The organism is Kitasatospora sp. NPDC004240 (genome assembly GCF_053603215.1).
The window spans coordinates 1-22,145 of sequence record NZ_JBSGFD010000149.1 but is presented as its reverse complement, the minus strand read 5'-3'; the positions used below and the strand labels follow the sequence as shown (position 1 = coordinate 22,145).

The window sequence follows — 22,145 nt, the reverse complement described above, 5'->3', positions numbered from 1 at the left end:
GCCCGGTCCGGCGGCGGCGACCCACTCCCCCGGCCGTCCGGCGACCGGGGCGACCGCGCCCAGCGGCAGGCCGAGGTCGAACTCGCGCCGGGCGCCGTCCGGGGCGCCGCCGGGGCCGCAGCTGTACAGGGTGCCGCGGAGCAGGTCCACGAAGTACAGCCGCCCCGCGTGCCAGCGCGCCCCCTCGCCCAGCTGGTGGCGCCCGGGGGCGCAGGGCCGCCAGTCGCCGCCCCCGGAAACGTCGGGCTCCCCCTCGTCGGCCGGCATCCGGACCGCCTCCTCTCCTCCGGCCACCGTCACCGCAGCGCGGTGCCGGGCGCGGCGTCCAGCAGGGACAGCTCCTCGCGGAAGGGCAGGCCCTCCCAGTCTCCCGCCGCCGCCACCGCGAACGCCCCGGTGGTGACCGCGCGGTCGAGCCGCTCCCCCAGCGGCAGCCCGTCGAGCAGGCCGGAGAGATAGCCGGCGACGAAGGCGTCCCCGGCGCCCACGGTGTCGCGGACCGGGACCCGGACCGCCGGCCGCTCGACGGAGCCGTCCTCGGTGAAGACTTCGGCACCCGCGGCGCCGCGCTTGACGACCACCTCGCCGACCCCCTGGGCGAGCAGGGCCTCGACGCACTCGGCCTCGCGCTCGACCCCGGGCGGGGCGACCAGGGCGAGCTCGTCCTCGGAGGCCACCAGGATGTCCAGCAGCGGGACGAGCGGGCGCAGCGCGGCGGCGGCCTCCTGTGGCGACCAGAGCTTGGCGCGGAAGTTGACGTCCAGGCAGACGGCGCCGGTCGCGGCGTGGGCGGCGGCCTCGACGGCGGCCCGGGGGCCGGGGCCGAGCGCGGCGGTCACACCGGTCAGGTGGACGATCCGGGCGCCCTCGGCGAGGGCGGCGCCCAGGTGGCCGGGGGTGAGCCGGGACCCGGCCGAGCCGGCGCGGTAGTAGGAGACCCGGATCAGGTCGGCCACCCGCGGTTCGAAGACCACCAGGCCGGTCGGCGCGGCGGGGTCGACGGCGGCGTGCGAGACGTCCACGCCCTCGGCCCGCAGGGTGCGCAGGACCAGGCGACCGAACTCGTCGTCGCCGTTGACGCCGACCCAGCGCGCCGAGTGCCCGAGCCGGGCCAGGCCGATGGCGACGTTGGCCTCGGCTCCGGCCACCGAGAGGGCGAGGTCGCCGCCGAGGCTCAGCGGGCGGTCGGCGCGCAGGGCCGCCATGGCCTCGCCGAGGGTCAGGACGTCGGGCCGGGCCTGCACGTCGGGCTTTGCCGGGGTGTGGGGCGGGGTCAGGACGTCGGGCACGGGAACTCCTCGGCGAGGGCACGGAAGGCGGCGATGCGGGCGGGCAGCCCGGCGACGTCACCGCCGGTGCGGGCCGCCGTGCCGACCAGCGGGCCGCCGACGCCGACGGCGAGGGCGCCGGCCGCGAGGAACCCGCGGGCGGCCTCGGCGTCCACCCCGCCGACGGGGACGAAGGGCACGTCGGGGAACGGGTCGCGCAGCGCCCGCAGGTGGCCGGGGCCGCCCAGGCTGCCGGGGAACAGCTTCACCGCGGTCACGCCCTCCGCGTACGCGATGGCGACCTCGGTCGGGGTGACCGCGCCCGCCAGGACGGGCATGCCCAGGGACTGCGCCTCGCCGACCGCCTCGGTCATCCCGGGGGTGACCGCGAAGGCGGCGCCGGCCCGCGCGGCGGCGCGGGTGTCGGCGGCGGTGAGCAGGGTGCCGGCGCCGAGCGCCGCGTACGGGCCGAGGGCCGCCCGGGCGCGTTCGATGACCTTGAGCGCGCCGGTGGTGGTGAGCGAGACCTCCACGAGGTCGACGCCGGCGCCGAACAGGGCGAGGACCGCATCCAGGGCGGCGTCCGGGTCGTTGCCCCTCACGATCGCCAGGATCCTGCGGTCGCGCAGGGCGGAGAGAAGGTCGTCTGCTTGCACGGGGGCCTCCGGAGCTCGGGTGAGGACTTTAGGATATCGTATACTTTTAGCACTCCAGGCTGCCCCTCCCCGACCGCACACCGCCACCCGACGAAAGGTTCCCTCGATGACCCGTACCGCCCTGATCACCGGCGCGGCGGGCGGCATCGGCCGCGCCGTCGCCGCCCGCCTGGTCGCCGACGGCCTGCGCGTGGCCGGCCTCGACCTCACGGATCCGCAGCTGGCGGGCGTCACCTTCCACCGGGCCGACGTGACCGACCCCGCACAGGTCCACGCGGCGGTCGCCCTGGCCGTCGAGGAACTCGGCGGCCTCGACGTCCTGGTCACCTGCGCCGGCATCACCGAGGGCAGCCCGCTGCACCTGACCACCGACGAGGAGTGGCAGCGCGTGCTGTCCGCCAACCTCGGCTCGGTGTTCCTGTGCGCACGCGAGGTGCTGCCCGTGATGATGGCCGCCGGTACGGGCGCCGTGGTCACCGTCGGCTCGGTCCTGCACCGCACCGCCGCGCCCGGCCTGCCCGCATACGCCGCCGCCAAGGGCGCGATCGCCGCGCTGACCCGTCAGCTGGCGGTGGACTACGGCCGGTACGGCATCAGCTTCGTCACCCTCTCCCCCGGCTGGGTGCGCACCCCGGCGACCGAGTCCCGGCTCGCGCCCGGCGAACAGGACCTGGCGCGGCTGCGGGAGAGCAACCCGATGCGCACGGTGCTCGACGCCCGGGACATCGCCGACGCGGTCGCCTTCGCCTCCTCCCCGGCGGCGGGCATGCTCACCGGCTCCGAGCTCGTGCTGGACGCCGGCGCCTCGGTGGTCAGCCCGGCCAGCCTGCTGCGGGACGGCCACCGGGGGCAGCTGGGCCTGCCGCCGCTCGACGCCCGCTGAGCCCCGGCGCCTGAGCTCCCGCTCCCACCGGGCCCGGACCCGGTGACCCACCGACCCGGTGCGGCCGGCCCGACCCCCGTCGGCCGCACCGCCCGATCCCGACCCCCATGGCCGGGATCGCATCACGGCGGCGGCGCCCGATCACCTCGCGCGCCGCCGCCGTGTCGCGCCGCCGCCCCTGGCGTCGCCGGAGGGAGCGGTCACCCGTCCTTCTCCACCTCGTGCGCCGTCCGGGCGCGGATGTGGGCACGCGCCGTCTCGGCCGCCGCCCGCGGGTCACGCCGGCGCAGCGCCTCTACCACGGCGTCGTGCTCCTCGACCACCGCGCGCCAGTTGCGCTCGCCGAGGGGCGCGGTGATGCGGTAGCGGCGGATGGTCAGCAGCAGTTGCTCGATCAGGTCGGCCAGGACCCGGTACCGGGCCGCCTCCGCGAGCAGTCCGTGGAAGCGGGAGTTCAGCTCGGCCATCTCGTCGGTGGCGTCCCGTTCCAGCGCGTCGCGCATCAGCCGCTGGATCTCGTCCAGTTCCGCGAGCCGACTCTCGTCGATCCGCTGTGCGGCGAGTTCGGCGACCAGTGCCTCGATCGCCTCCCGGGCCAGGAAGACGCCGCGCATCTCGGTGACGTCGACGGTGGCGACGGCGACGCCGGCGTGCACGCGCGAGACCAGCAGCCCGTCCGCCTCCAGTCGCTTGACGGCCTCGCGGATCGGGATCTTGCTGACGCCGAAGCTCCGGGCGAGTTCGTCCATGTTGATCCGCTCACCGGGCTTGAGGTCCCCCACGGCGATGGCGCCCCGCAGGCTCTCGTAGGCGAGGTCGGCCTTGCTCTTCACGGCGGGGATGCGCTCCGCCCAGCTGCTGCGTTCCATTCGTTTATCGTATGCGATATCTGCCATCGCAAGACCCTCCCGCGGCCCCTTCTTTCATCGCCTCGACCTGCCGCTTTGCCCGATTTTCCCGAAGCATCCTTGCCTGATCCAGTTTCGTATACTATATTCGCCTTGTCGACTTGAGGCATCCCTCGGTCGGCGTGCGGATGCCGCCCCGGCCGGGCGCGCACCGTCCCCCACCAGCCGAGGAGCTCCCATGCCTCGCATCGCCACCACGCTCCCGCCCGGCACCGCGCGCCCGTCGGGAGCGGCCCGGGTCCAGCGGTACGAGCTCGCCGCCGACGACCTGGCCCCGGGCCGGCTGCGCGGCTGGATCGCCGCCCGGCTCGCCGACTGGCGACTGGCACACCTGGCCGACGACCTCACCCTGATCGCCAGCGAGCTCGCCACCAACGCCGTGCGCCACGGCGGCACCCCCGCCCTCGCCACCCTGTCGGTGTCCGGCCCGGACGGAGGACCGCGCAAGGTCCGCCTGGAGATCCGCGACCGCGGTGTCGGCTTCGAACCGCGCGAGTGCGTCCCGGCCACCGGGTCCGACGGGACCGCCGAGAGCTGCGGCGGCCGCGGCCTGCTGCTGGTGGCCGCGCTCAGCAGCGCGTGGGGAGCGTTGCGCACCGGCACCGGGCAGCTGGTCTGGGCCGAACTGACGGCCTGACGGGCCCGCGGACGAGCGGCGTGGCGACCCACCCCGGCGGACACCACGGGGACCGGTCCACGACACGATCCGGTAACCACCCTGGCACCGAGTTTCGTATATCGAATACCATGCGCCATCATCCCCCGACTCCGCCACCCGAGGAGTTCCGCACCCCATGGCGCCCCTGCCCCACAGAAGACCCGTCACCAGAAGGCTCATCGCCACCACCCTGGCCGCCGCCACGGCCCTCACCGCCGCCGCCTGCACCGCCGAGCCCGCCCCCCGGGCCGCCGGTCGCACCACGATCACGTTCTGGACCATGCCGTTCTGGATCGGTCGGCCGAACAACCTCAAGGCCCTGATCAACGACTTCAACGCCTCGCAGAACAAGGTCGAGGTCCAACTCACCGTCCTGGACTGGCAGACCGGGCGGGAGACCATCAAGAAGGCCGTGCTGAGTGGCCAGGGCCCCGACGTCTGGCTCGCCAACAACGGGCTCGAACTCGACCTGCTGACCGCCGCCAGGCTCGCCCCGCTCGACTCGCTCGGCTACACCCCGGAGGACCTCGGCCGGTACCGCCCCCTGGTCAAGGTCAACGAGTACCAGGGCCGGCTCTACGGCGCCCCGCTGTACTTCGACGTCAACGTCCTGCTCTACCGCAAGGACATCCTGCAGAAGTACGGCTTCACCGAACCGCCCCGCACCTGGGAGGAGTTGAAGTCCACGGCCGCCGCCATCACCAGCCGCTCCGCGGCGTCCGGGAAGAAGGTGATGGGCTGGCAGTTCAAGGGCATGGACGACCACCCGAACGCCATCAACCCCACCTGGGAGAGCCTCCTCTGCCAGGCCGGCGGCTCCCTCACCACGCCCGACTTCAAGTCCTCCACCCAGAACACCGAAGCCGGGCGCACCGCGATGAACTACATGAAGTCCTTCTACACCGAGAAGATCTCCACCCCCGGACCGAGCGCCCTGAACGGCTTCATCGAGGGCGACGTGGCGATGTTCTCCTTCTACCAGAGCGTCATCTCCGACATCGCCGCCGGGAACCAGAAGACCAACGGCAAGTGGGCGGTCGCGCCGATGCCCGTCGGCCCGAAGGGCGGCTGCTCGGCGGTGGGCGGCCACAGCCTGGTCGCCCGCGCCGGCCTGCCCGACCCCGGCGCCGCCGGAACGTTCATGCGCTGGATCACCTCGCCGTCGATCAGCACCCAGTTCATGGAGTTCCACGGGATCTTCCCGTACGACACCGCGAAGGTCCCGGGCGAGACCAAGGTCGTGGTCGACTCCTTCTACCACTCCGACCCCAGCTGGTCGGCGATCATGACCCAGTTCGACCGCAACACCCCGGACCTCCTGGTCCAGGACCGCTACGGCTTCGCCGCCCGCTGGGAGGCCCAGAAGTCCGAGGTGACGGCCGGCATCGACGGGCGCACCGCCGTCGACCAGGCCCTACGGGCCATCGACGGCAAGGTCGACAAGGCCCTGCGGGGAGGCTGACCCCGCCGCGGGGAAGCGCGCCCGGCGGCAGAAACCCGCAGCCGCCGGGCGCTTCGGGCTGCCCGGACAATGATCCAAAAAATGGGCGAAATTACCCTTGACGGAACCCGTGACTCCGGGAATCGGATGCGATATACCATCCACACCACCCAATCCCGTTGCACGGAGAACAACAGCATGGGAATTCTGCGAAGATCAGCCGTCCTCGGCCGCCGCGCCGCCGCCACCGCCCTCGCGGCGCTGCTGTGCCTGGCCGCACCGGCCACCCCCGCAGGAGCCGCCCCCGCCGACCCGGTGACCTCCTCGGCCCCCGTCACCACCATCGCCACCGACGGCTACAGCCAGGACGCCACCGGCTTCTACGCCCAGCAGACGGTCTGGGACCAGGCCGTCGGCACGTACTACACCTTCTACCTCGCCGACGGCGGGGTGACCCGCGCCGTCGCCTACGACCTGGCCACCAAGACCTACGGCGCCACCAGCCCGGTCGCCACGGTCGGCACCAACTACCACTACTACGCCTCCGCCGCCGTGGACGCGCAGGGCTACATCCACCTCTTCCACGGCATGCACGCCAGCAACGCCGTCTACTCCAAGTCCAAGCGCCCCCACGACATCACCGAGTGGGACACCAAGACCGTCCCGGTCGACCGCGGCACCTACCCGTACCTGTTCGCCGACGGCAGCACCGTCACCGTCTTCTTCCGCGCCGGCGGCAACTCCACCTACGGCGACAAGATCCAGATGGCGAAGTCGACCGACGCCGGGGCCAACTGGACCGTCACCACGATCGTCGACCTCAACGACCCGGCCGGCCACAACGGCAACTACCTCACCGTCGACCGGTCCGAGAACGGCACCTTCCACATCGCGATGTCGCAGCGCCGCACCGAGACCAACACCTCCAGCGACTTCCACAACATCCTGTACTTCCGCAGCGCCGACGGCGGCACCACCTGGACCAAGCGCGACGGCACCGCCTACACCCTGCCCGTCAGCCGCGCGCAGGCCGACGTCGCCTACTCCGGCCAGTACGTCTTCGCCTCCTCCATCGACTCCACCCCCGCCGGCGACCCGTACATCCTCATCTCCCGCGAGACCTCCGCCGCGGACTTCTTCGAGCACGCCGAACTGCTGATGGCCCACTACGCCAACGGCAGCTGGGGCTACACCACCGTCTCCCCCGAGACCGAGCACAAGTACCACGCCCGGCTGCGCGTCACCTCCGCCGGCGGCTTCGAGGTCTACGTGCCCAAGGAGGCCAGCGGCGACCGCCACGCCCTGGTCCGCTACACCTCGCCGGACGGGGTCACCTTCACCCCGCAGATCCTGGCCAACGAGTGCGGCATGGACGTCCGCGCCCCGCAGATCCCCCGTGAGAAGAACGCGCCGGCCCAGATCGTCAACTTCCACTCCACCAAGACGGTCGCCTCGATCGACCTCGCCGACATCTCCGCCACCGCCGGCGCCAACCTCGCCCTGCGCGGCACCGCCACCGCCGACAGCACCAACGACCCCGCCTACCCCGCCACCGACATCAACGACGGCTCCGCCGAGTCCGGTTGCCGCTGGACCAGTGCCGACACCACCGCCCAGCACTGGGCCAGGATCACCTGGCAGCAGCCGCAGACGGTCAAGAAGGCCGTCGTCCACACCGGCTGGCAACTCACCGCCCCGCAGTACCCCATCGCCAACTGGCGCCTGCAGTACCTCGACGGCGCCAACCAGTGGACCGACATCCCCGGCACCGCGGTCACCGGCAACACCCAGACCACGGTGACCCAGACCTTCGCCACCGCGGTCACCACCAAGGCGATCCGCCTGCGCGAGCTCGAACTCCTCGCCCCGTAACCGGCCCCGTCCCCCTGCCGGCCCGGCACGCCCCTTGCAGCGTGCCGGGCCGGCACCCCCACCTGAGGCGGCCCCGTGGCCGACATGCCTCGGACCCTTACCTCCGCGCCCGGCACCCGCAAGATCGGATCCACCATAGGTTCCAGTGGTCGTCGCACCACGGCCGATTGGGCTCGGACAGCGCGCGGGGTTTTCTTTCGTGGAATGACGCATGGATGGCGCGATGATAGGGACAGTGCAAGCAACCAGATGCGACCTGCCCGCCCTGGCACGAACCTCTGACAGCCCGTACCGGGGCGCAGCGCCCACAGGGCGAGGTGAAGCACAGCTCGACTCGGCTCTTCCTGGCCAGTAGCGGATCCGCTCGCCCTATCTCTCCGATGGGTCAGGGCACGGCTTGCGCGTAGCTCGAACGAGCAATCTTCGGCGTACGGACGAGCACGGGGGGAGCTCATGGCCTACCTGCCCCAGAGTACGGGGCAGCGGAGTGCGTCTCCCGGATGTTCCCGGGCGTCCAGGCCTCAAAGTCTGGACCAGCACCGCGCTGCCGCCCCGATCACTCAGCGGGGCGGCAGCGTTGGGTTCCGACTCGGTCCATGCGCTCGCTTCGGGGAAGGCCGGCCGTCAGCTCCAGCCGTACCGCGAGAAGGCAGAGTGACCGGCCCGGTACGCGGCGAGCGCCTGTGCGGCCGTCGGGAACGCTGGTCCGGGGAGGCGGTCCGACGACACCCATTGCGCGGCGAGGTGCTTGTCCGGTTCGGTGTTGGTGAGTTCGCCGCTCCATCGGTCGGTGGCGAAGACGAAGAGGACGAACTGGCCCTGCTGGTCCCAGCCCTGCTCGACGTGGATGACGTGGACGAGTCGGAGGTCGGTCGGGTCGACGACGAGGCCGGTCTCCTCCTTGAGTTCGCGGGCGGCGGCCTCGTCGAGGGGCTCGCCGGGCTCCGCTTTGCCGCCGGGGACGGTCCAGGCCGGCTGCGGGCACCAGCTTCGGGCGGCGTAGTGCAGGGCGGCGATGGTGTCGGTGTCCCGGTCGTGGACGATGACGCAGACGGTGTTCCGGCTGTTCATCACGCTTTTGCTCGTCATGGTGCAGACTCCTTGTCGAAGTACCGAAGGAGGTCGGTGATCCATACCGGCCTGACGGTGTGCCAGCTGAACCGATAGTCGTTGGTGCCGAGGTAGGGCGCGGTGAGGACGTGGTGGAACTCGCACCACGCGGCGAACTCGCGCCAGGCGCACCCGGGCAGGCCGCTCCGCAGGGGGTGATGGTTGTAGGCGACCACCGCTCGGCGGATCGCGTCGTCGGGTAGTGGGCCCGAGGTCATGGCAGTGCTGACGACGAGCTTGGCGAGGTCGTAGCCGAAGGGTGCCAGGGTCATGGAGTCGAAGTCGATGACGGCCACCGTGGCGTCCATGATGAGGAAGTTGCGCGGGTTGGCGTCCTTGTACAACGCGGCCGGCAACGTGGCGGCGTGCTCCACCCAGCGCTGCGCGGCCTCGCAGGTCAGGACGGGGTCCGGCACGGCACCGGACGCCAGGAGGTGGTGAAGGCGCTCACGGCGGCCGTCGGCGAAGCCGGCGATCGTGATGCCACCTCGGGTGTGCGGCACGTTCATGCGGGCGGCGTGCAGTTCGCGGACGTGAGCCGTGGTGTGCTGCCGCCCGAGGAGGTCGGCCAGGACAGTCAGGTCGTCAGGGCCGCCGTGGTGGCCGTCGAGATGTTCGAAGTCGATCGCGGAGGAGCGGATCCGGATGATCCGGGGAATCCGCACCTCGGGATCGGCGCGCGCGAGCCACCGGTAGTGGGCCAGGGACTGCTGGCACGCCTCGGGCGTCGCGTAGGCCTTGGTGAAGAGCCTCACGAGCGGGCGGCCACGACGTAGGTGACGGTGGAGGCGGTCTCCAGTGGGCCGTCGCCGATCGTGTCCCGCAGTCGCTGGGCGATATCGGCTTCCTCGCCCGGGAGTTGGTACTTGGGGTTGGTCGACGCATACGCCGCGATGTGGTCAGCGTCGGTGAAACGGAAGCGGTGTTCGTGGTGGATGACCTGCTGCACGTCGAGGCAGCCGGCCACGATGTCCGCCTGGTTGTGGCTGTTGAAGGTCTCGTACAGGCTCGGCCGGGTGACGGCTGCGGGGTCCAGACCGCTGGCGGCGATCACTTCGTCCAGCGCGCGGTAGCTGTCGGCGGCCTTGGTGACCGTGATCAGCAGGCCACCAGGGGCGAGGCAGCGGGCGACCTCCGCGATCACGGTGGCGGGCCGGGCCGAGTGGTAGAGGCAGAATGCGGCCACCGCGACGGCGACGGAGCTGTTGGGGAGGTCGATCGTGTGGAAGTCGCCCCGCCGGAACTCCACGCCCACCCGGCCGGTGAGCCTGGTCTGGGCCTCGGCGAGGAGGGTGGCGGACTGGTCGAAGGCGATGAGCCGCGGCGGGGCGAGCCGGTCGGCCAGCGCGAGGGTGGTGGTGCCGCGTCCGCAGCCGATGTCGAGGACGGTACCGCGCAGGCCGGTCGCGGCGAGGTCGGCGATGACGATGGCGGGATGCGGGCCGGCGGTCTTGGCCCGGGCCAGCGCACCGGTGCGCCGGGTGATGCGGTCGGCGTCGGCGTACAGGTCGTGGCGGACGCGGTCGGTGTCGAGGAACGGGTTGGCGATCATGGACAGGTGGGGCCTTCCCGGTGGATGGGAGTCAGGTCATGTCTGCCGGGGCACGGTGGCCATGAACCGGCGGACGGCCCGACGGCTGGTGAGCGTGACGACGTGGGCGTGGCCGGCGTGCTCGGCGATCAGCGCGCGGACTTTGGGCCGCATCTGGCGCCGGAAGCCGAGGACGTAGCGGATGAAGCCCCAGTGGATACGGTCGAAGACACCCTGTTCGGTGTGCTGGCCACCGCGATACCGGCGTCGGCGCTGGAGGATGCCCCACAGGCACACGATCGGGGGGATGTCGAGGAAGACGACGGTGTCGGCCCGCTTGAGGCGGATGGGGAGGGTGGAGGCGAAGTTCCCGTCGATCACCCAGCGCGGCTCGGCGACCAACTCCTCCTGGAGGGCGGCGAACTTCTCCGGCGGGAGGGTGTTCCAGTCGGAGTCGTAGTAGACGCCGTCGAGGTGAGTGACGGGAGCGTTGATCTTCTCGGCGAGCTGGCGTCCGACGGTGGTCTTGCCGCTGCCGCCGCAGCCGATGATGGCAATCCTGTCCATGCCGCCACAGATTACCGAGCCGTGCGGCGAACCGGGCCGAGCTCGCTTCCGGCCTCCCGGTTCACGTCCCGGGCCGTTGGCCGGCCCGGGACGCTTCGCGCTGGTCACGCGGCCGCGACGGCGACGAGGGCCGCCCGGCCGAAGTCGTAGCGGACCTCCCGGCCCGGGCCGGCGACCTCGGCGCACGAGAGGTAGACCCGCCCGTCAGGCGAGATCTCCAGCTTCTCGACAACGTCACTGGGCGGCGGGCAGCGCTCGGGCAGGAGGATATCGGTGTTGACCGTCATCTCGCCCAGGTCCATGCCGGCCAGCTGTTCGTGGAGGTACTGGGTCTGTGCCCAGGTGACGGCGCTGGTACCGCTGTCGGCGGCATTGCCGACCAGCCGGACGCGGTGCAGCGTCAGGTCGCGGGCACCGAGGTCACGCAACCGCTCGGCCAGGGCGGGGACGGTGGCGATGTTCTCCCCGGTGAGCGTGCACGTGGCGCCGAAGGGCAGGTTCCGGCCGTCGGCCCAGGCGAGGGTGTCGAAGGCGGCGGCGAAGGAGCCCGGGCGGCGGATGCGGTCGTGGATCTCGGCGGTGCCGCCGTCGAGGGAGACCCGGAGCATGTTCAGGTGGTCGGCGGCCTGCGCGAGGATGGCGCGCCGCTTGTAGCCGTTGGTGCAGATCTCGGTGCGGTAGCCGAGCGACTTGGCGGCGACCAGCACAGTCGGCAGCCCCTCGAAGAGGAGGGGCTCGCCGCCGAGCAGGCACACCCAGCGACAGTCGTAGGCGGCGGCGAAATAGGTGAGCGCCGCGGCGGCCTCCTCGATGGTCACGGCGTCGGGGCGCTTGAGGTCCTCGCCGTGGAAGCAGGTGGTGCAGGAGAAGTTGCAGCGAAACAGCAGCTCCAGGTACAGCTTGTCGACCCGCTGGATTCCGGGAAGGACAGGGGTGGTCGCGTTCACGCGCGGGCTCCTTCGATCAGCAGCGGCGGGATGGTGGCGCCGGCCAGCGCGGCGTTGAGGGTGCGGAGCTGGCGGGTGAGGCGGAACGGGTCGAGCCGGTCGATGCAGTGGGCGATCAGGTCGGCATGGCTCTGGCTGCCCGCAATCCGGGTGAGTGCGGTGACGGTGGCCACGATGTCGCTCCCGCCTGTGACGATCAGCTCGCGCGGCACAACCGTCTCGGCGGCTCGTAGGGTGTACGGGGCCATGGGCAGGCAGCCGGCGAGCACCGACTCGAAGAGGCGCTGGGTGAACTGGCCGCTTCGCGCATAGCGATCGGGTGCGAGGAGCACGGTGGCCACGGCGGAGCGGTAGAGCGGGGCAACCTCGTCGAACGGGATGCGGCCGGTGAAGTTCACCTGTGGCCAACGGCCGGTGCGGGTCCACTTGCCGGCCACCCGGTGCGGCACCCGGCCAGCGGCCGGAGCGAAGTACTGGTCGAAGGCCGTGTCGCGGTCGTACTGGTTGCCGATGTAGACCAGAGGCAGCGAACGTTCCCTTGCTGCGAGGGCGGCCGGATAGGCCCGGTCGAGGGCGTCGTCGGCGACCGGGAAGAGCAGGCTGGCCGCCCCCGGCGACGGGTGGAGAGCCGGCTCGCACACCTGCACGTGTCTGGTGGCCCGCAGTGGGTCCTCGGCGGGCAACTGCCGGTCCTTGTCCCACAGCACCGTACGGACGGAGCGCCGAAAGGTGTAGTGGCTCAGGAGCTCCTCCTGCCGGTGGAGGTCACAGGTGTGGCCGCCATTGCCGCACGGAGTGGTGTTGCGGCCGGGGATCGGCCAGCGCCACTCCAGGAACAAGACGTCGATCTCAGGCAGGCCGCTGTCCCATCGGTAGGTGCTGGTGAGGTCGGTGCCGGCCTCGGCAAGGTCACGGTTGGCCTGGAGGAAGACGATCTCGTGGCCGGCGGCGATCAGGCCGTCCACCAGGATGCGACGGTGGCTCCGGCCGCCGTCGGGCGTGTCGGTGATCCCGGAACCGAGGAAGCCCCAGTAGCTGTAGCCGACCCTCATGCCTTGGTCACCCACCAGTCCTCGATGAGGAGTGCGTCCAGGCCGGATTCGGCGAGGCAGTCCAGTGCCATCTCCGGGGTGCCGCAGATCGGCTTTCCCTTCACGTTCAGGGAGGTGTTGATCAGGACCGGCACGCCGGTGATCTCGGCGAAGGCTGTGAGGATGTCGGCGAGGAGCGGGTTGTCCCTGGGCGCGAGGGTCTGCACCCGGGCGGTGCCATTGGAATGGACGATCGCCGGGATCGTCTCGCGGGCCAGGTCGGTGACCGGGGAGGCCATGGACATGAACGGGGCTTCCTGGCCGAGGGTGAAGTAGTCCGCGGCCTTGTCGGCCAGTACCACGGGGGCGAACGGCCGGAACGGCTCGCGGAACTTCACCGTGGCGTTGAGCCGGTCGGCGACGCCGGGCCGCAGCGGTGAGGCGAGGATCGAGCGGTGCCCGAGAGCGCGTGGACCTGCCTCCAACTCGCCCTGGAACAGGCCGATGATCGTGCCCTGGGCCAGTTCGCGAGCCGCGAAGCCGACCGGGTCGTTCAGGCGCCGGGCGCTCATCCCCGGCTGCGGCTCGGCCGGCAGCTCCAGGCCGGGGAAGGACGGGCCGAGGTAACAGGCCCGTGCCAGCCCGGTCGGAAGGTCCCCGTGCCGGTCGAGGTGGACCGCGGCGGCAGCGCCGATCGCGGTGCCGGAGTCACCGGGCGCGGGCGGTACGGCGACCTCGTCGAACAGGCCGGAGGCGATGATCTTCCCGATGCTGACGCAGTTCATCGCCACCCCGCCGCCCACGCACAGCAGGCGGGCACCCGTCCGCTCGCGAGCGATCCGCGCCAGGTGGAGCATCGCCTGCTCGGTACGCTCCTGGAGCGCGGCGGCGAGGTCGGCGTGGACCGGTTGGAGCTCCTCGTCAGGTCGGCGGGGTGGGCAGGTGAGGCCGCTGAAGGCGGCGGTCAGTCGCGGGTAGCGGCCGTCCATGACCCGCAAAGCGATCAGCCGGTGATCGAGGACGAACCCGTCGGTCGTGAGCCTGACGGCCTTGGCGAACAGCGAGCGGAACCGCTTCGGGTCGCCGAGGGCGGCCAGCGCCATGACGGTGCCCTCCTCGTCCCCGCGCCGCCAGCCCAGGTGCTCGGTGACGGCGCCGTACACGTATCCGAGCGAGGCCGGGTCGTCGAGGGCGTGCACGATCCGGTAGGAGCACCCACTCGCGCGCTGCCGCGCGTGGCCGATGGTGGTGGTCTGGGTCTCGCCGAGGCTGTCCACCACGAGGACGGCGGCCTCCTCGTAGCCGGAGGCGGCGAAGGCGTACAACCCGTGGGCGCGGTGGTGCAGAACGGGCTGTACGGCGGCGTTCGGGAAGGCCCCGGCCAGGCGGGCCAGGCGCTGGCGGGTGTTGGTGGCGACCTGAGCGAACGAGCGGGCCCGGGGCAAGGCCCTGGCCGCCGTCGCCGGTCGCAGGGTATGGGCGAGGGCTGAGGGGATCGCCCGGAGGTAGCGCTGCGGGGTGAAGTTGTACGCGACGGTGCCGATATCGGCACGGGTCAGGCCGGCTTCGTCGAGGAGCCAGTCCACAGCCTTGGCCGGGTAGCTCTTGTCGTGCTTGACCGCGCTGAGCCTCTCCTCCTCGACGAAGCCGACGAGCCGACCGTTGACGAACAGTGCGGCGGCCGAGTCATGTGTGTAGGAGCACAGACCGAGCACGGTGCTGCGGTTCGCGGCCAACACGCTCACCTCCTCGCAGGGATCGACGGGGTGGGCATCTCGGCGAGCGGGATCTGCTGCTCGCGCTGGTCGTACCAGAGCTCCAGGGCGTCGGGCAGCGGCCCGACCGCCTCCGCGGCACTGGCACGAGCCTCGTCGCGCCGCCCGGACTTCCACAGCCGATAGCTGGCCAGGACGGCGGCGAAGCCGTCCCAAACCGGATGCCCCACCGCCTCGCCGGCCGTCACCTGCTTCAGCACCTGGTCGAAGTCCTCCCACGGAAGGCCCAGCGGCTCCCAAGCGCGGGAGGCAGGGGCATCGGCCGCAAGGTTCCAGGCCGCGTCCTGGTGCTGCGCGTAGAGATGCAGAGAGTCGACGTGGTGGTGGTAGTCGCCGACCCCGACGCCGAGCCAGCCGGCCATGAGCTCGTGCAGGACGGTCGTGGTGATCAGGTCGTAGGGCAGGCCGAGCCATACGTCCTGGCTCCGCATGCTGGTGTGCATCTCCAGGCGGCCGTCGCGCAGGTAGAAGCGGTAGCCGAGGGTGCAGGGGACATCCTTGTGGCCGGCCGTGTCACGCCCGGGATCGAAGATCTGGATGACCGCGCGCCGGCTCTCCCCGTCCCGAGTCAGCTGCTGCCGGACGTAGTCGAGCTGATCCTTGTGCCCCTGCCAGCGGCGGAGCCGGGGACCGTAGGCACCCTGGAGTGCTCCGTGGTCGGTGAGCCCGGCCAAGCGGCTGTTGAAGTCGTGGATCCAGTCGGCACTGGATCCGGAGAGGATCCACACGGTCTCGGCGGCGGCGAAGGCGGGGTTCAACACCCGGTGCGGCGCCAGGTGGACCAGCCGGGCGGTGGGGTCGGACAGCTTGAGGTAGGCACCCATGAGTTCGGCCGTGGTCATGCCTCGCGGCGCGACGGTCCGGCCCTCGGCCAGGATCGTCCTACTGGCGCGCGTGAACAGCACGTTGGCGCTGTCCGCGGTGGTGACGAGCATTGGTGTACTCCGTTCGACGGCAGGCCAGTTCGGTTCAGGCCGTGACGGCCTGCGGGGAGCTGGCGGTGGTGAGGTGGGCAAGCTGGCGGGAGATGCCCTGGACGAGGGTCGTCCGAGGCTTCCAGCCGAGAAGCTCGACCGCCCTGGAGTGGTCGGCCAGGGTGAAGTCGACGTCCCCGGCTTGGGCGGGGAGCCTGTTGACGGGCACCGTCCTGCCGGTCAGCCCCTCCACCGTCTTCAGTACGTCCAGCACGCTGGTGCTGATGCCGGCCCCGATGTTGAGAACCGAACTGGCCAACGGCGTCCTCGCGGCGGCGATGGCACCGGTGACCACGTCACCCACGAAGGTGAAGTCGCGCCGCTGGCCCCCGTCACCGTAGAGGTCCAGCGCCGAGCCACCTAGAGCGGCCGCCAGGGCACGACCGATCAGCATGTCCGGTCGCTGACGAGGCCCGTACACGGTGAACAGCCGCAACGCTACGGCGGTGACCGTCGAGCCGGTCCTGCGCGCATGGGCGAGACACAGCTGCTCACCCGCCAGCTTGCTGACGGCGTACGGCGACTCGGGCCGCGGCTGAGCATCCTCCGGGACGGGACGACCGGAGGAGGCACCGTAGACGCTGGAGGACGACGCGTAGACGAGCCGTGGGACTCCAACGGCCTCGCAGGCGGTGAGGACGCGTTCCGTCGCGTGAACGTTGCAGGCGCTGTACTCGCCGAAGAGCTCGCCCCACGAATCACGGACGCCAGGCACGGCGGCGAGGTGGAACACGGCGTCCGCGTCCAGAAGCATGGCTTCCAGCGGACACGTCCGCAGATCAGCGCTCACGAAGACGAACTCCGGGCTGCCCAGGGCACTCGCCAGATTGGCGGCTGCGACGGGGTCGACGCGCGGGTCGCGTCGGTCCACCCCGACGACCGCGATGCCATCGGCCAGGAGCGCATCGACGAGGTGCGAGCCGATGAATCCGGCAGCCCCCGTCACGACGACCCGGCGCAGCCTACGATGCCCCGAGGCCTGGCAATCGTTCATGAAGGCTCCCTACTGGTAGTTGAGTTGGCGTTGACGGCACAAAGGCGTGGACCCCTGGCTTCCGCCAGGTAGGTCTCGCAGCGACGGCCGGGGACTCTACGGTGCTCCGTTCCGCTGCCATCCCGGCCGACTGCATCCAGTCAACGACGCTCAAGGCACCAGGAGTCAGGAAAAGTGCTGTGGTCTGCACTCACAGTTGACCGGAAAACTTGACCCTTCCATTACTCGAACACCTGCCTCCCACGTGACCGCGGCGCTACTTTGTGTGCATGGCGGACAACCTCGCACTTCGCCGGTTCATGGACGACCTCGGCCTGACCCAGGCCGAGTTGGCCCGCCGCGTCAACGGCGAGATCGACGGACTGACAGGAAAACCGGGCACCGTATCAGAGCGAACCGTTCACAACTGGCTTACAGGCAAGAGCAGTTGGCCTCCAGCAAAACATCGGGAAGCGCTCAGGGCAGTATTCGGGTGTACTGGTCCAGACCTCGGGTTCATCCCACCCGGCAAGGGCCACCGCGCACACCCGGAGGACGATGTGAAGCGACGATCTTTCATAGCCGCCGTGACCGGAGCCACCCTGGCGGTCGGCTCCCCCGCGCCGGCGACAACGCGCAGGATCGGCCACAGCGACGTGGAACGGCTCAACGCCCGATTCGCCGATGTGATCGCCAGTGATCACCGACACGGTGGCAAACTCAGTATCGAAGCGCGCGCCGAAGCCCTTGCAGACGAGGCGCTCGCAATCCAGCAGCAGGGCACCGCCAGCCAACGTGTCCGCGCTGCACTCTTCGGTTGCGCCGCGTCCTTCACGTCGTCCGCCATGTGGGCTGCCATCGACGGCCGCCGCTTCGACGCCGCACTGCGTCACCACGAACACGCGGCAAGCCTGGCGGCGATGTCCGGGGACGGTGCGATCCAGTTCCGCATCTGGTCCCACGCCGGCAGCCTCTACCGGCACATGCGACGGCCGGGCGACGCCCTCGCCGCCAACGACGTCGCCCGCAACCTCCCGATCGCCCGCCGCGACCCCCTGTTCGCTTCCCTCGGCCATGCCCGACACGCGGCGATCCACGGCCTCACCGGCGATGTGAACGCCGTCCGCCGATCCGTCGGCCGCGCCCAGGACGCGCTCGACCGGGCCGGCGGCGGCCTCGCCCGCCCGGTCTGGCTGGCAGCGCACTACGACCAGGCCGAACTCGACTCGCTCGCACTCGCGGCGCACCTCGCGCTCGGCCGCTACGAGGACGCCGAGTCCCACGCCCACCACAGCCTCGCCCTGCTCCGCTCACACATGCAGCGCAGCCGGGCCATCACCCACGCGCGGCTCGCCCGCGCCCAACTCGGCCAGGGCGACCTCGAACCCGCCGTCAGCACCGCCATGGGTATCCCGGCCGAGCTGGCCGCGCACCCCCGGGTAGCCGGCATGCTCGACCGCTTCGGGTCCGCCCTGAAGGATGTGGCGCCGAGCAGCCCCCATACGCAACTGTGGAGCCAGTACGCCCACGACAACCGAAGGACACCCGCGTGACGGAGTTGGACCTGCGCCACTTCCCCGAACTGACATCCCTCGCACGACAGACGCTGCTCGACCTCTACGCCGACGTCCGGGCACCGCTGCTCCACCTGCCCAACTACACGGTCGCCACGTTCGCCGACCGCCTCGACCGGCACGGCACCGAGCCCGGCTTCGAAACCGTCATCGGGTACGTCCAGGGCGAGCCGATCGGCTACGCCTACGGCAACACCATCGAGTCCGGGGACCGCTGGTGGACCCGGATGGCCAACCCGATGGCTCCCGAACTCACGGCCGAGCCGGTGTTCGCGCTCAAGGAACTCGGCATCCGCACACCGTGGCGCGGCACGGGCGCCGCCCGCCGCATCCACGAGGAGCTGGCCGGCCGCCGGCCCGAGGGGCGGATCACCTTGATGGTCAACCCTGCCGCAGGCGACGGCAAGGTACTCGCGCTGTACGAGTCATGGGGCTACGAGGCCATCAACGAGGTCCAGCCGAACCCGGACGCACCGCCGCTCGTGGCCATGATTCGCGATTGCATCGCCTGAACGGGCAGGCAGGCCCAGCCCGGGTCGCGATTCTGTACTTGTGCCCGGGCCATAGCTTGAGGCCTTCGAGCCTTCCGGTCGGCTGACGGTAGCCGCCACCGTTGCCCCGGTAGCCGTTCCACGCCGCCTCCGACGCCGTGCTTCAGCGCGCGGCTTGATACTCTTTCCAGCTGCCCACTGAGGGCCTGTGCCGGTCACGCGGACGGTTCACGATGGACGTCAGCGGCGGCCGCGGGGCCGGGCGTGGGGCGGCGGCTCGATCGGCAGGCCCGCCGCGCGGAGGGCAGCGAGGGCGCTGCGTGAGCGGCTCTCGTCCTGACCGGCGATCGCAGCGAGCAGCGCCCCGTACAACTCGGCGTCGCCGTACACCTCGGCGGCGAACGCGACGACATCGGCGGCCTGACGCCGCCTGACCAGCTCACCGACCAGGCCGGGTACGAGACTCCGCTCCAGAGTCAGCGCCACCGCCGCCACTTCGCGGGTCGGCCGTCCGGCCGCCTGCCGGAGCAGGCTGCGGACATCCGCGGCGCGGCCCGATTCCCACAACCGCAGCGCCAGATCGGCCAGTTCGGCCGACGGCGCGGACGCGCGCTCCCACAGCAGCGTCTGCCCGTCCGCCGCCTGGCCGGCCTGATCCAGGGCGGCCAGCAGGGCGGGAAGCGCCGCCGTCGGCGCCGACCACAGCGCGTGGAACAGCTCGGCGGCCTCGTCCACCTGCCCGGAGCGGCGCAGTTCGGCGAGTGTGCCGGCCGCCTGCTCGGGGGCGCAGTGGGCGACCGACCGCGCCAGATAGGCGGCCGAACCCGCCGGGCCGCCGGAGCGCAGGAGCTCGACGAGCCTCGCCACGTCGGCCGGGGCCAGGGTCGCGGCCGCCTGCGCGACGATCGCGGCCGACTCGTGCGCCGCGCCACTGCGGTGGAGTCCGTCCACCCGGTCTACGAGAGCGCTGAGTTCGCCCGGCGACCGCAGGCGGGGAGTCTGCACGGCCGGTGCGGGCACGGGCGGGTCCGGGAGGAGTACGTCGGTCCGGGGTGCGCCGGAAGGGTGGGGGTCGGTGGGGACGTCACCGTGCTGCGGCTCCGGCGGTGAGGTCCGGAGTCCGCCGAACCGGGCACCGCGCAACGGCTGGGCCCCCGCCGAGGGGAGGGTGACCTCGGGCTCGTCCTGGTAGACGGTACCGAAGCGTGCGCCGGTGAGGCGCTTGCGGGCGGGCGCTGCGGGCGGGGTGGGCTCCGCGGGCGGGGTGGGCCGGGCGGTCGTTCCGCCGGCGGCGGGACCGACGGGAGAGTGCGGCGGGGGTCCGGCCACCGGCGTTGCCGCGGTGCGATGGTCGGCCTCGGCGCCGGGGTGGCCGGAGAAGCGCCGCTCCGACAGCAGTCGGTCCTCCAGCGCGAGCAGCCGGTCGCTCAGCTCCAGACAGCGCACGCCCAGGCCCTCCCGCAGGGCCTGCGCCTGGGCGAGTTGTCGGAGGAGCTCCTGGTCGGGTGGCGGTGCGGACGGAGCGTGGCCGTGACGGTGGGCAGGATCCGGACCGAGCCCGTTGCCGCGGACCGTCGGTCGGCCGGTGTGGATGGCCTCCGTCAGCCGGCGTACTCGCTGCGCGGCGAACTGCCGGGCCCGCAGCAGTTCGTCCAGCTCCGAGCGGAGTGACTGAACATCGGCCGCGGTCGGCCCCAGCTCCTGCATCGACATCGAGCCCCGCCCTGACCTCTCTGCCGGAGGCCTCCCGACCGGCCCCCGCCGTGGACTGGAGGACATCCTTTCTCCGCCATGGGGCGGGCACGTTACGGGAGTGAGTCCGGATTTTTTCGGAGCGCACCCTCGGCCCGGTCCCGGACGGAAGGGGGCCGGTGCGGCGGGACGGGGACCGTACGGGCGTCCGGAACCCGATGGCCGAGGTCGAGCCCGCACCGTTCGAATGCCATGTGCTGGTCAACCCGCTGCTGTGCGACCCCGGTGCCGACGTACCGGTACGCCCGGTGGCATCGATCCCGACCCCGCCCCGACCCGGCCACCGTCACCTCACCGGGCCCGGCCGCCGGGCCATCCGCTCGATAACGAATGCATCACGGCGCGGGAGGGGTCGGGCGCCCGCGGGTCCTCCCCCTGTCACACCCCTTCGACACGGGAGCACAGAGCACCATGCACGCCACGATCAGCCGGACCCTGACCGCCGCGGCCACCCTCGCCCTCCTGGCCTCCGTCTCCGGCGTGGGCGCCGTACCCGCGGCGGCGGACGGCACCCGCACCGATCGCGTCCTGGTCGTCCTCGCGGACTTCGAGGACAAGCACCACGCCGAGATCGGCACGGACCGGGCGGCCCTCGCGGAGCGGTACTTCGGGGCGTCCGGATCACTGCAGAGCTACTACCGCGCGGTGTCGCGCGGCCGCATCGCCTACGTGCCCGCCGTGGCCGACAAGGTGATCGGCCCGCTGACCCTGCCATGGCACGTCGACTGCAACCCGCGCGCGGCCCGTCAGGAGATCGAACGCCAGCTGCCGCAGAAGGGGCTGCGCAAGGGCAAGGACTACGACAGCCTGTCCATCGTCCTGCCCGGCGTGCCCTGCGCCTGGGCCGGGCTGGCCCAGGTCGGCGGCCCGGTCAGCTGGATGAACGCCGGCAAGGGCACCCCGTCGCTGGCGGCGGTCGCGCACGAGTTCGGCCACAACCTCGGCCTGCCCCACCAGCTGCGCCGGGTGTGCGCGAACGGCGCCCTGGCCGCCTGCGGCGAACCCGCCGGGGTCGGCAGGAAGTCGCCCATGGGCGGAGGGGGAACCGGCGTCGGGCTGTCGGCCACCCAGCTCATCCACACCGGCTGGCTCGGCACCGGCGAGCACCAGCGGGTGACCGCCTCCGGCACCTTCACCCTGCGGCCCCTGTACGGGAAGGACCCGGGCGTGCGCGCGCTGGAGGTGCCGGTGGGCCACGACCGGCTGGTCCTGGAGTACCGGCGGCAGGCCGACACCCTGGACGGCCGCCTGAACGGGGTCTACGCCTACCGGGTGCCGGGTGGCGAGTACCGGAAGGCCAGCCCTCTCACCCCCTCCTCGGGCAACCTCGACGGCGCCGTCACCACGCTCCGCGACGAGGCCGCCGGCCTGACCGTGACCGTCGGCGCACTGGACGCCGACCGGGCCACCGTCACCGTCACCCTCGGCGGCGCAGCCGCTGCCACCTCCGCTCCCGCCCCCGCCGCCGGCGGGGCCGCCGTGGTGGTGCCTCCCACCGCCGCCGCCACGCCCTCCGCCGACGCCTCCGTCCCGGACCCGGAGGGCGACGACGACCCGGCCGGTGTGCACGACGCGGACCCGGCCGGCGACACCGCGCCCACCGCGTCCACCACGGCATCCTCCGCCGCCACTTCGGGCGCCGCGCGCTCCGGCGAGGCCGGGGCGGACCTCGCGCACACCGGCGGCAACGGCACCGCGCTGGCCCTGACCGCCGGCGCCGGTGGGGTGCTGATC

At 71.9% G+C, this 22,145-nt stretch carries 19 protein-coding genes and 2 pseudogenes; 7 read left to right on the top strand and 14 right to left on the bottom strand.

Features of this window, described 5'->3' with window-relative positions:
* The 3 genes and pseudogenes from ACWEQL_RS30870 to ACWEQL_RS30860 form a co-directional block, all read right to left on the bottom strand.
* Positions 1-267, bottom strand: a pseudogene (locus ACWEQL_RS30870) (hypothetical protein); the annotation flags it as partial.
* A gap of 29 nt (positions 268-296) precedes the next feature.
* On the bottom strand, positions 297-1,289 hold the full coding sequence (locus ACWEQL_RS30865) for a sugar kinase (protein WP_452153642.1): 993 nt from the start codon (positions 1,287-1,289) through the stop codon (positions 297-299).
* Positions 1,274-1,924 (bottom strand): bifunctional 4-hydroxy-2-oxoglutarate aldolase/2-dehydro-3-deoxy-phosphogluconate aldolase, encoded by a 651-nt coding sequence (locus tag ACWEQL_RS30860; protein WP_452153641.1) that lies wholly within the window; start codon positions 1,922-1,924, stop codon positions 1,274-1,276. Before ACWEQL_RS30860 ends, ACWEQL_RS30865 begins: the two co-directional genes overlap by 16 nt.
* Positions 1,925-2,030: 106 nt before the next feature.
* On the opposite strand from ACWEQL_RS30860, the gene ACWEQL_RS30855 reads away from it, so the two are divergent.
* Positions 2,031-2,807 (top strand): SDR family NAD(P)-dependent oxidoreductase, encoded by a 777-nt coding sequence (locus ACWEQL_RS30855; RefSeq protein ID WP_452153640.1) that lies wholly within the window; start codon positions 2,031-2,033, stop codon positions 2,805-2,807.
* A 200-nt stretch (positions 2,808-3,007) separates the two neighbouring features.
* Here the strand turns inward: ACWEQL_RS30855 and ACWEQL_RS30850 are convergent, their stop codons facing one another.
* Positions 3,008-3,676 (bottom strand): GntR family transcriptional regulator, encoded by a 669-nt coding sequence (locus ACWEQL_RS30850; protein WP_452153639.1) that lies wholly within the window; start codon positions 3,674-3,676, stop codon positions 3,008-3,010.
* Positions 3,677-3,893: 217 nt separating this feature from the next.
* Between ACWEQL_RS30850 and ACWEQL_RS30845 the strand changes: the two genes are divergently transcribed.
* From ACWEQL_RS30845 to ACWEQL_RS30835, 3 genes are all read left to right on the top strand, one after another.
* Positions 3,894-4,352 (top strand): ATP-binding protein, encoded by a 459-nt coding sequence (locus ACWEQL_RS30845; protein ID WP_452153638.1) that lies wholly within the window; start codon positions 3,894-3,896, stop codon positions 4,350-4,352.
* Positions 4,353-4,509: 157 nt separating this feature from the next.
* A complete protein-coding gene (locus tag ACWEQL_RS30840; protein WP_452153637.1) occupies positions 4,510-5,835 on the top strand; it encodes an ABC transporter substrate-binding protein in 1,326 nt (441 codons plus the stop codon).
* Positions 5,836-6,012: 177 nt separating this feature from the next.
* A complete protein-coding gene (locus ACWEQL_RS30835; protein WP_452153636.1) occupies positions 6,013-7,686 on the top strand; it encodes a BNR-4 repeat-containing protein in 1,674 nt (557 codons plus the stop codon).
* Positions 7,687-8,310: 624 nt separating this feature from the next.
* Here ACWEQL_RS30835 and ACWEQL_RS30830 read toward each other — a convergent pair.
* The 9 genes from ACWEQL_RS30830 to ACWEQL_RS30790 all read right to left on the bottom strand — a co-directional run bounded on the left by ACWEQL_RS30830 (position 8,311) and on the right by ACWEQL_RS30790 (position 16,567).
* Positions 8,311-8,775, bottom strand: a complete 465-nt coding sequence (locus tag ACWEQL_RS30830) for an NUDIX domain-containing protein (RefSeq protein WP_452153635.1) — start codon at positions 8,773-8,775, stop codon at positions 8,311-8,313.
* The gene (locus tag ACWEQL_RS30825; RefSeq protein WP_452153634.1) at positions 8,772-9,551 is read right to left on the bottom strand and encodes a phosphotransferase; all 780 of its coding nucleotides are present in this window, start codon (positions 9,549-9,551) and stop codon (positions 8,772-8,774) included. The genes ACWEQL_RS30830 and ACWEQL_RS30825 overlap by 4 nt, the downstream gene beginning before the upstream one ends.
* Positions 9,548-10,348, bottom strand: a complete 801-nt coding sequence (locus ACWEQL_RS30820; protein WP_452153633.1) for a class I SAM-dependent methyltransferase — start codon at positions 10,346-10,348, stop codon at positions 9,548-9,550. The genes ACWEQL_RS30825 and ACWEQL_RS30820 overlap by 4 nt, the downstream gene beginning before the upstream one ends.
* Positions 10,349-10,384: 36 nt before the next feature.
* On the bottom strand, positions 10,385-10,894 hold the full coding sequence (locus ACWEQL_RS30815; RefSeq protein ID WP_452153632.1) for a topology modulation protein: 510 nt from the start codon (positions 10,892-10,894) through the stop codon (positions 10,385-10,387).
* Positions 10,895-10,998: 104 nt separating this feature from the next.
* On the bottom strand, positions 10,999-11,841 hold the full coding sequence (locus tag ACWEQL_RS30810; RefSeq protein ID WP_452153631.1) for a radical SAM protein: 843 nt from the start codon (positions 11,839-11,841) through the stop codon (positions 10,999-11,001).
* Complete coding sequence (locus ACWEQL_RS30805; protein WP_452153630.1) at positions 11,838-12,893, bottom strand: hypothetical protein; 1,056 nt, start codon at positions 12,891-12,893, stop codon at positions 11,838-11,840. The genes ACWEQL_RS30810 and ACWEQL_RS30805 overlap by 4 nt, the downstream gene beginning before the upstream one ends.
* Complete coding sequence (locus ACWEQL_RS30800; RefSeq protein WP_452153629.1) at positions 12,890-14,611, bottom strand: carbamoyltransferase family protein; 1,722 nt, start codon at positions 14,609-14,611, stop codon at positions 12,890-12,892. Before ACWEQL_RS30800 ends, ACWEQL_RS30805 begins: the two co-directional genes overlap by 4 nt.
* Positions 14,612-14,613: 2 nt before the next feature.
* Complete coding sequence (locus tag ACWEQL_RS30795) at positions 14,614-15,582, bottom strand: thymidylate synthase (protein ID WP_452153628.1); 969 nt, start codon at positions 15,580-15,582, stop codon at positions 14,614-14,616.
* A gap of 34 nt (positions 15,583-15,616) precedes the next feature.
* Positions 15,617-16,567 (bottom strand): NAD-dependent epimerase/dehydratase family protein, encoded by a 951-nt coding sequence (locus ACWEQL_RS30790; protein WP_452153627.1) that lies wholly within the window; start codon positions 16,565-16,567, stop codon positions 15,617-15,619.
* Between the two features lie 317 nt (positions 16,568-16,884).
* On the opposite strand from ACWEQL_RS30790, the gene ACWEQL_RS30785 reads away from it, so the two are divergent.
* Positions 16,885-18,147, top strand: coding sequence for a helix-turn-helix transcriptional regulator (locus ACWEQL_RS30785; RefSeq protein ID WP_452153626.1), 1,263 nt, complete (start codon positions 16,885-16,887; stop codon positions 18,145-18,147).
* The gene (locus tag ACWEQL_RS30780; protein WP_452153625.1) at positions 18,144-18,680 is read left to right on the top strand and encodes a GNAT family N-acetyltransferase; all 537 of its coding nucleotides are present in this window, start codon (positions 18,144-18,146) and stop codon (positions 18,678-18,680) included. The genes ACWEQL_RS30785 and ACWEQL_RS30780 overlap by 4 nt, the downstream gene beginning before the upstream one ends.
* Positions 18,681-18,899: 219 nt before the next feature.
* Here ACWEQL_RS30780 and ACWEQL_RS30775 read toward each other — a convergent pair whose 3' ends face one another.
* Positions 18,900-20,372 (bottom strand): hypothetical protein, encoded by a 1,473-nt coding sequence (locus ACWEQL_RS30775; RefSeq protein ID WP_452153624.1) that lies wholly within the window; start codon positions 20,370-20,372, stop codon positions 18,900-18,902.
* A gap of 450 nt (positions 20,373-20,822) precedes the next feature.
* Between ACWEQL_RS30775 and ACWEQL_RS30770 the strand changes: the two are divergent.
* Positions 20,823-22,145, top strand: a pseudogene (locus ACWEQL_RS30770) (hypothetical protein); the annotation flags it as partial.

Coding starts and splice junctions, on each gene's coding strand:
- ACWEQL_RS30850 (WP_452153639.1), bottom strand. CDS start 3,676: ATGGAACGCAGCAGCTGGGCGGAGCGCATCCCCGCCGTGAAGAGCAAG.
- ACWEQL_RS30845 (WP_452153638.1), top strand. CDS start 3,894: ATGCCTCGCATCGCCACCACGCTCCCGCCCGGCACCGCGCGCCCGTCG.
- ACWEQL_RS30795 (WP_452153628.1), bottom strand. CDS start 15,582: ATGCTCGTCACCACCGCGGACAGCGCCAACGTGCTGTTCACGCGCGCC.
- ACWEQL_RS30775 (WP_452153624.1), bottom strand. CDS start 20,372: ATGTCGATGCAGGAGCTGGGGCCGACCGCGGCCGATGTTCAGTCACTC.
- ACWEQL_RS30785 (WP_452153626.1), top strand. CDS start 16,885: ATGGCGGACAACCTCGCACTTCGCCGGTTCATGGACGACCTCGGCCTG.
- ACWEQL_RS30820 (WP_452153633.1), bottom strand. CDS start 10,348: ATGATCGCCAACCCGTTCCTCGACACCGACCGCGTCCGCCACGACCTG.
- ACWEQL_RS30855 (WP_452153640.1), top strand. CDS start 2,031: ATGACCCGTACCGCCCTGATCACCGGCGCGGCGGGCGGCATCGGCCGC.
- ACWEQL_RS30815 (WP_452153632.1), bottom strand. CDS start 10,894: ATGGACAGGATTGCCATCATCGGCTGCGGCGGCAGCGGCAAGACCACC.
- ACWEQL_RS30805 (WP_452153630.1), bottom strand. CDS start 12,893: ATGAGGGTCGGCTACAGCTACTGGGGCTTCCTCGGTTCCGGGATCACC.
- ACWEQL_RS30830 (WP_452153635.1), bottom strand. CDS start 8,775: ATGACGAGCAAAAGCGTGATGAACAGCCGGAACACCGTCTGCGTCATC.
- ACWEQL_RS30840 (WP_452153637.1), top strand. CDS start 4,510: ATGGCGCCCCTGCCCCACAGAAGACCCGTCACCAGAAGGCTCATCGCC.
- ACWEQL_RS30835 (WP_452153636.1), top strand. CDS start 6,013: ATGGGAATTCTGCGAAGATCAGCCGTCCTCGGCCGCCGCGCCGCCGCC.